The organism is Holdemanella porci, assembly GCF_019052655.1.
Lineage (GTDB): Bacteria > Bacillota_I > Bacilli_A > Erysipelotrichales > Erysipelotrichaceae > Holdemanella > Holdemanella hominis.
This window is the reverse complement of record NZ_JAHQVB010000074.1, coordinates 1-8673: the sequence shown is the minus strand read 5'-3', so window position 1 is coordinate 8673 and position 8673 is coordinate 1. Positions and strand designations below refer to the sequence as shown.

Below are 8673 nucleotides of genomic sequence, written 5' to 3'. Positions count from 1 at the left end.
GACAATAGTTGGGCTTGCCCCTGCGAAGATAGCTAGCTGCCGGGTCCTTTTTTTTGCCTTTTATATTCAAAAGCCAAGTCTTTTATTTACTTAGACTTGGCTTTTTTCGTACATAAATATTTAGATATATTTTAAAATAACATTATATGTTTTTAGTAATTGTTAACAAAATGTCAAATGTTTCACAAACATTTAATAAGTTATAAATCTTTTTTACCTAAAAGCGTTTTCAGGTCAATTTACTCTTTTTTTAACAATATTTATGTGGTATATTTATGATGATTAATAATGAGTCTATGGAGGACATATTATGGTTAAAAGAATTGGTATTTTGACTTCTGGTGGTGATTCACCGGGAATGAATGCTGCAATACGCGCGGTAACACGTGTTGGATTAAATAGTGGTCTTGAAGTATTTGGTATTTACAATGGTTATAAAGGAATGGTTGAAGGTTATATTGAACCATTAACTCGTGAAACTGTTGGAGATATCGTAAACAGAGGTGGAACTATATTAGGATCAGCTCGTTTACCAGAATTCAAGGACATCGAAGTCAGAAAAAAAGCAATCGCTCAATTAAAAAAGAGAGGTATTGAAGCCGTCGTGGTTATTGGTGGTGATGGTTCATATCGTGGAGCATTATCTTTAACAGAAATGGGCATTAACTGTATCGGATTACCTGGTACAATTGATAACGATATTACTTGTACAGATTATACGATTGGTTTTCAAACAGCTTTAGAAACTGTAGTTGAATGTGTTGATAAACTAAGAGACACTTCTAATTCACATCACCGTTGTTCTATTGTTGAAGTTATGGGAAACCGTTGTGGAGACTTAGCGTTATGGTCAGGTATTGCTTGTGGTGCCGAAATTGTAGTAACAAGTGATACAGGATTTGATGAACAAGATGTCTTAGATCGTTTAAGAGATATCGATATTATTAAAAAGAAAAAACACTCAATTGTTGTAATTAGTGAAAAGATTACTGATGTAGATCAATTTGCAAAAAAGGTTAGTTTGAATACGGGCTTTTCAGGAAGAGCAACTGTTTTAGGCCATATTCAACGTGGGGGATCTCCATGTCCATTTGACCGTTTGTTAGCATCACAAATGGGGGAAAAAGCTGTAGATTTATTGATGCAAGGCATTGGTGGACAATGTATTTCAATTCGTGATAACAAGATTATTTCTTATCCAATTGAAGAAGCATTGAGCATGCCACAAGAATCTCGTAAACCACTAATGAATTTATTTGATCGTTTGGTTTAGGATATATTAGAAGGAAGGATATACATATGAGCAAAAAAACAAAAATTATTTGTACTATTGGTCCAGCTAGTGAGAGCAAAGAAGTTTTAACAAAACTTGTTGAAGCTGGAATGAACATCGCACGTTTAAATTTCTCTCATGGAGACTATGAAGAACATGCGGAACGTGTTAAACGTATTCGTGAGGTTAGTAAAGAAACAGGAAAACCTATTGGTATTTTATTAGATACTAAAGGTCCTGAAATTCGTTTAGGTGATTTCGAAAATGGTGGATGTAATTTTGTTGAAGGTGACGAAATCGATTTAGTAAAAGATGAAGTTTTAGGAAACCACGAAAGATTTACATTACGTTGTCCGGAAGTATTTAACGACGTTAAAGTTGGTGATTACATTTTAATGGATGACGGAAAAATGAAAGTCACTTTTACTGAAGTAACTCCTGATCGTATTCATGGTGTTGTAAACAACCCTCACTTCTTAAAGAGTCGTAAAGGATGTAATTTACCAGGCATTAAGTTAAGTATGCCATTTATTTCTGAAAAAGATGAATCAGATATTCGTTTCGGATGTAAAATGGATGTTGACTATATTGCAGCAAGTTTTACTCGTCGTAAAGATGATGTATTAGCAATTCGTCAAATTTTGATTGATGAAAATAAAGATATGATTCAAATTTTCCCTAAAATTGAAAACCAGGAAGGTTTTGATAACATCCGCGAAATCTTAGAGGTTGCAGATGGAGTAATGGTTGCTCGTGGAGATTTAGGTGTAGACGTAAGTTTAGAATTAGTACCTATTTATCAAAAACGTATGATTGCTGCTGCAAACGAAGTTGGTAAACCAGCTATCACTGCAACACACATGTTAGAATCTATGCAGGAAAATCCTCGTCCAACACGTGCAGAAGCAAGTGACGTGGCTAACGCTATTATGGATGGAACAGACTGTATCATGTTATCTGGTGAATCAGCTGCAGGTCATTACCCAGTTGAATCTGTTCAAACAATGACTAAGATTGCAAATGCTATTGAACCAATGATTCCTTATAAAGATCGTTTGAAAGCTAATGTTAAATCAAGTAAACGTACTTTAAACGATGCAATTGGTATTTCAGTAGCTGATACTGCATTGGCAATTGATATTAAATGTATTATTGCATTTACACAAAGTGGAAATACAGCTCGTCGTCTAGCTAAATTCCGTCCATGTGCTCCAATTTTAGCTGTTACATTTGATGAAGTGACTCAACGTAGTTTATTACCAGTTAATGGCGTAACTCCAGTCGTTTCAAATATTCAAAATAATAAAGAAAATGATATTGATTTAGCTCGTAACTTAGCATTACAAGCTGGATTCAAAACAGGAGATCACATCATTGTTGTTGCTGGATATCCAATCGGATCAGGCAACACAAATATGATGCGTATTGCTCAAATCTAGTTAACATTGCCCTCATTTTGAGGGCTTTTTAATACAAAAAAGCTGTGGGTTATTCCACAGCTTTTAATGAATCAACCATTTGAATGTTATTTAATTTTTTATGCATGCACAAATTGATGATTGCATTGAAAACAATTGTCATCACAAAACTAATCACATAAGATATTGAATTGATTGTTCTACCAAACATAATATCATCCATTTCAGCTAAGTTCATAATTAAGTGATGTAATGCTACACCAATTACTAAACCAATCAATGAACCTAAAATAGTTAATAGAACGGTTTCACGATTGATATATGCATCTACCTCTTTTCTTGTAAAACCAAGAACTTTAATTGTTGCAATCTCACGTTTTCTTTCGGAAATATTAACATTGCTTAGATTGTATAAAACTACAAATGCAAGACATGCTGCTGAAATAACAAGTACAACAACGATATAGGAAATACTACTAATCATGTCTTTAAAGTTTTTTTGTAGAGATGAATAGAAAGTTACGCTTTGCACACCGTCAATATTCATAATTTTATTACCTAAATTTCGTTCAAACTTCTTAGTTGTTTTTTTAGACTTAATTAAGTAAATATGCGTTGTTTTTGCATTTGTATTCCAACTCTTGTATAACGATTCACTTGCATAGATGTGGTGGCCAACATAATTTGTAAATACACCCTTGATTTTAGCTTTAATAACTTTATTATTGGTATCTTTTAATGTAATCATGTCTCCAGCCTTTTTGTTCAATTTAGTAGCCATTTTTTGAGATATTAATACTGAAGAATCATCAAGATCAAATTCTTTGTTACCGTTAAATAAAGTACAGAAATCTTTAAATTTATCATGATTTGAAATAATATGGACCGTAGTAGAAAGGTCTTTATTGTCAATCTTCGTAGTTACCGCAAGATGATCTTCCTCATATACATCTTTAATCCCCTTTAAAGAATGTATTTGAGATGTCATTTCACTTGATTTGGCTGAAATTGTGGCATCATAGTGATAGATGACATTATATTGTTGGTTTACAATATCTGAAATACTATCATTGATACCAAAGCCAGCCACTAATAAGGCAGAACATCCTGCAATTCCTATAATAGTCATGAAGAATCGTTTTTTATAACGGAAAATATTTCTTGCGGTTACCTTCTGTAAGAAAGAAAAACGTTTCCATATAAGTGGAATTTTTTCAAGCATAATTTTCTTACCAGCTTTTGCAGCTTTAGGACGCATTAACTGACTAGGCATTTCAATTAATTCACTATAAATAGAATATAGTGTGGCTAGTAAAGTAATACCAGTTACAGAGCCACTGGCTAATAAGATAAGACCAGGCTGGAATAAAAAATGAATTTTTTCAATGTTATATAAAGTGTTCCAAGCATTAAAGATGACAGTTGGGAACAAATACATTCCTAAAGAACATCCTAAAATAGATCCTAAAACACTTGCACTAAATGCATAGATTATATATTTAAGTGCAATATGACTTTTTGAATAACCAAGAGCTTTTAAAGTTCCCATTTCATTTCTTTGTTCATCAACCATTCTTGTCATCGTTGTCATGCAAACTAGAGCAGCCACTAAGAAGAAGAATACAGGGAATACTTTGGCAATACCATCCATACGGTCTGCACAGGCTCCATAATCACGATAAGAATAATGGGAGTCACGATCTAAAACAATCCATTTACCTCTCATCTTATCAATTTCTTCTTGTGCCTCATTTATTTCTTTTAAGGCATCGTGTTTTCGAACATTAAACTCTGCTTTAGATAGTGCTAGCTTTTCAATGTTTGAATTTATTGCATTTTTGGCATCTTGAATTTTGGATACTCCATCCTCATATTGAGATTCACCATTTATTAAATTAACATAGGCACTGTTTAATTGATTTTTTGCATTTAATAACTGATTTAACTGAGATTGTAATTTAGCCTTTTTTGCGACACCTGCTTGGATTTGGTCGATCGCATCCTGAAGTTGTGGTATAGCCGCTTCTAACTCAGCTTTTTTAGCTATTGTACTGTCAATTTCAGCGATTTTTCCTTGCAGATATACTTTTCCATTGTTTAGGTTTTCAATTACTTTATTCTTTATAGCTTCAGATGATTCATCTGTAGTAGGTGTGTTTTGAGCCTTTTCAATTGAGATGTCTATCAAATGAATAGAATCTTGAATCATTTTACGTTGCATATTAAGGTCATCCATTGCGGCATTAATTTGATTCAAACCATTTTCAGCTTGTTCTTTCTGAGACAATAACTCAGGAAGTTTTTGTTCACTCTCTTCAATTTGAGCAATCGCATTTTGTAAAGTAGGAATATTATCTAATAATTGTAAATTTGCATAATATTCATTCCACCATTGATCAATTTGATTTTTAGAATTCTGAAGCTTAATTTCATTACTTTGAATCTCTGCAAGCCCCGAATCAATCTTATCTTGAGCATCATTTAATTTATTTTCTGCATCATTCAATTCATCGTTTGCTTCCTGTTTTTTTCCATCTAATTCAGATTGATAAGACTGAATACGTACATCGATTTGTTTGTTTGCGATTTTTTTGATTCTTTTTAATACAGGATCAACAACATCAAAATATGCATCGCTATAACAATCTAATTCTTTTGCACCCTTAACACAAACATCAACTTCTGTATAATAATCCTTTAAAACATTTGAATTTTGTATATATATAAAAGAGTTTACCGTTCCTGATCCAATATTACTTGATCCTTTCTCATAAGATAAGTAATTCGGATTATAACAAGTACCTACAATTTTATATTTTGTGTTTTTCAAGGAGTTAGATAAAGCTTCATCTGTACCACTCTGTAATTTGATTGTATCTCCAATATGGAAAGTACCATATAATTTATTTGTAGCAGAGCTAGCCTCAATCAAACACTCATTTTCTCTTTCAGGCATTCTTCCTTCGACTACACGGATCTTATTCATCTTTTGATCAATCTCATAAGAAATGACTTTAATAACCATTTGTGTTGAATCAATCTGAGACAATGTATCCATTGAAAAGTTTGGCTGTACGGATTTGACACCTTTTAATTTTTGAATGGCCTTTACATCTTTCTTGGTAAGTCCCAAAGTTGAATAGATTTGTATATCTTGAACATTATATGTATCAAAATACATATCGGCACTGTTTTTCATATCCGGTGCACTCGCTTTAATTCCGGCAAAGAATGCCACACCAATTGCGACAATACAAAGGATAGATAGAAAACGACCGAGGGAGATTTTAATTTCACGGAAAATATCTTTTAAATAAGAAGAAGGCATATTAATACTCTATGTCATTTACATCCATAGGATGCTCATTACATGTAATACTTTCAATTTTTCCACTACGAACTTTAATGACCTTATCTCCCATTGGTGTTAATGCTAAGTTGTGGGTAATAACTATGACAGTTTTATTTTGCGTTCTACACGTATCTTGTAAGACCTTAAGAACTTGTTTACCTGTTTGATAATCCAAAGCACCTGTGGGTTCATCACAAAGTAAAAGCTTTGGGTTTTTAGCTAATGCTCTTGCGATTGCAACACGCTGCTGCTCACCGCCAGAAAGCTGGCTAGGGAAGTTGAACATTCTATCTTTTAGTCCAACAAGTTCTATAGTTTCATCTGTATCAAGTGGTTTCTTACAAATTTGTGTTGCAAGTTCAACATTTTCGCGAAGAGTAAGATTTTGAACTAGATTATAAAACTGAAAAACAAATCCAACATCATATCTTCTATAAAGTGTCATATCCTTTTCTTTATAAGAACTGATTTCACGACCATCTACAATGATTCTTCCTTCACTGACAGTATCCATTCCACCCAGTAGATTTAGGATAGTACTTTTACCAGCACCACTGGCTCCTGCGATAATCACAAACTCGCCTTGTTGTATTTCAAAACTCACATTATCTAAGGCATGTATGTCGATTTCGCCCATATGATAAGTCTTTTTTACATTTTCAAAAGAAATGAAAGCGCTCATATAAATCACCTCAAACTAATTATATCAGACATTTGAGAAAATTAATATTTCATGTTAGGATTAGGATGATTTCGAAAAAAGGAGGGTTTTAATGAAGGCTCGAGTATTGACAGAAAGTGGTTGTGGATTAACCAAACAAGAAGCACAAGCGTTAGGAATTGATTTTTTACCTTTACAGGTTCAAATAGAAGATAAAACATATTTAGATGGGGTGAATTTAACAGTAGAAGAATTAAATTCATTCTTAGAAAGAGGCTTTATGCCTCAAACAAGCATGCCACCATTAGGCGATATTGAGGCTTTATTAGAATCATATAAAAATAATGGTATTACGGATGTTATTTTGATAACTCTATCAAATGGATTATCAGGAACAAATCAGGCAATACAGGCATCTGGTAAATGGCATGGGGTTAAAATTCATACATTAGATATATATACTACTTTAGGTGTGGAAAAATATTTGGTGTTATCAGCTCAAAAATTAGTTGAACAAGAAATACACCCAGAAGAAATCATTTCACGTTTAAAAGACAGTGTAGATCATTCACGTGGTTTTTTAATTCCAGAAGATTTAGATCATCTAGCTAAGGGGGGACGATTAACTCCAATGGCAGCTAAGCTTGCAGGAATGTTGAAAATCAAACCAATCTTGGAAGTATCTAAAAATACTGAAGGAAAAGTCGATGTTTTTGATAAAGTACGTACAATGTCCAAAGCTATTAAAAAAGCTGTTAAAGTGATTTCAAAAGATGCGAATGCACAAGATTATGAATTTTATGTGTTAAACGGAGAAAATCAAGAAGGTACACAATTGGTGATTGATGAGCTACACGATGTGTTTGGCGAAGACATTCAAATTCATATAGATCCAATGTATGCCGTTATTGCAGTACATACAGGATTAGGTGCTGTAGGCGTTCAATTTGTGAAAAAAGTAAAGGGGGCCTAGTTATGAAGATTGCATTTGTGACGGATACCGGAACAGGCCAGCATCCAGACTATTGGAAAGAAAAAGGAATTTATTGTCTTCCATTACAAATTACTTGTGATGAAGAATCAAAAGATGAATATACAGAAATTACATATTCTGAAGTGATTCAAAAATTACATGAAAAAAAAGTGTTGAGAACATCCTTGCCTAGTTTAGGTAAAATTCAAGATTGTTTTAAAGAATTAAAAAATGAAGGATATGACACAATTTTTGCGGTTCCTATTTGTCGAGGATTATCCGGAACATTGGATTCTATGGAAATGATTGCGAATCAATTAGAAATGAAATTTGTAGGCGTTGATTGTTATTGCACAGCGGTTGAACAAGGATGTATGATTGAAGCAGCTAAAAAGATGTATGAAGCAAACATTCCAATTGATGAAATTATTAAAAAACTACAAAACATTGCGGATAGTTGTGAAACTGTGTTGTTGTGTGATGATTTAGATCATATGAAACGTGGTGGAAGATTGACACCAATGGCTGCGGCACTAGGTGGTTTATTGAAAATCAAACCTGTTTTACACATTGATAAAAGTACGAATGGAAAAGTAGATGTATTAGATAAAGTTCGTACAATGAAACGTGCTCAAGATCGTGTTATTAAACATTTAAAAGAATTAAATGTAAATTCTAATTATACATTTATTGTTGCGCACGTAGACGCGTTAGAAGCTGCAAAAGAATATGCGCAAAAGATTGAAAACCAAATTGAAGGCGCTAAAGTAAAAGTAATCAATTTAGTAAGTGCAGTTGGAATTCATACGGGACTAGGCTGTCTAGCTTTACAAGTATTTAATGAAATGAAAGAGCAATAGGAATTGAGTGTGTGAAATCATTCAATTCCTTTTTGTTTTTATGCTTTTGGCTTTAGCTGGTTGAGTACGAAGTACGAAACAACAAAACCACCTGCTATGCGGGTGGTATCAAAAAAATGTTATACAAAATAATCAC

6 protein-coding genes are annotated in these 8673 nt (G+C 33.1%); 4 read left to right on the top strand and 2 right to left on the bottom strand.

The genetic code is table 11. From position 1 onward, the window contains the following. Positions 1-310 precede the first annotated feature (310 nt). Both pfkA and pyk read left to right on the top strand, forming a co-directional pair. Entirely contained in the window at positions 311-1273 is a 963-nt protein-coding gene (gene pfkA, locus KTQ83_RS10360; RefSeq protein WP_117926648.1) for a 6-phosphofructokinase, read from the top strand. 26 nt (positions 1274-1299) lie between these two features. Continuing rightward, complete coding sequence (gene pyk / locus KTQ83_RS10355) at positions 1300-2712, top strand: pyruvate kinase (RefSeq protein ID WP_222620955.1); 1413 nt, start codon at positions 1300-1302, stop codon at positions 2710-2712. A 49-nt stretch (positions 2713-2761) separates the two neighbouring features. Here the strand turns inward: pyk and KTQ83_RS10350 are convergent, their stop codons facing one another. Further along, the gene (locus KTQ83_RS10350) at positions 2762-6019 is read right to left on the bottom strand and encodes an FtsX-like permease family protein (protein ID WP_186998840.1); all 3258 of its coding nucleotides are present in this window, start codon (positions 6017-6019) and stop codon (positions 2762-2764) included. A 1-nt stretch (position 6020) separates the two neighbouring features. Next, on the bottom strand, positions 6021-6725 hold the full coding sequence (locus KTQ83_RS10345; protein ID WP_186998841.1) for an ABC transporter ATP-binding protein: 705 nt from the start codon (positions 6723-6725) through the stop codon (positions 6021-6023). A gap of 91 nt (positions 6726-6816) precedes the next feature. On the opposite strand from KTQ83_RS10345, the gene KTQ83_RS10340 reads away from it, so the two are divergent. Both KTQ83_RS10340 and KTQ83_RS10335 read left to right on the top strand, forming a co-directional pair. Then, positions 6817-7677, top strand: coding sequence for a DegV family protein (locus KTQ83_RS10340; protein WP_117926652.1), 861 nt, complete (start codon positions 6817-6819; stop codon positions 7675-7677). A 2-nt stretch (positions 7678-7679) separates the two neighbouring features. Beyond that, positions 7680-8537, top strand: a complete 858-nt coding sequence (locus tag KTQ83_RS10335) for a DegV family protein (RefSeq protein ID WP_217256766.1) — start codon at positions 7680-7682, stop codon at positions 8535-8537. Positions 8538-8673 lie beyond the last annotated feature (136 nt).

Bases quoted from the DNA above. Each gene is read 5' to 3' on its own strand.
- KTQ83_RS10340 (WP_117926652.1), top strand. From the start codon at position 6,817: ATGAAGGCTCGAGTATTGACAGAAAGTGGTTGTGGATTAACCAAACAA.
- KTQ83_RS10345 (WP_186998841.1), bottom strand. From the start codon at position 6,725: ATGAGCGCTTTCATTTCTTTTGAAAATGTAAAAAAGACTTATCATATG.
- KTQ83_RS10335 (WP_217256766.1), top strand. From the start codon at position 7,680: ATGAAGATTGCATTTGTGACGGATACCGGAACAGGCCAGCATCCAGAC.
- pyk (WP_222620955.1), top strand. From the start codon at position 1,300: ATGAGCAAAAAAACAAAAATTATTTGTACTATTGGTCCAGCTAGTGAG.
- KTQ83_RS10350 (WP_186998840.1), bottom strand. From the start codon at position 6,019: ATGCCTTCTTCTTATTTAAAAGATATTTTCCGTGAAATTAAAATCTCC.
- pfkA (WP_117926648.1), top strand. From the start codon at position 311: ATGGTTAAAAGAATTGGTATTTTGACTTCTGGTGGTGATTCACCGGGA.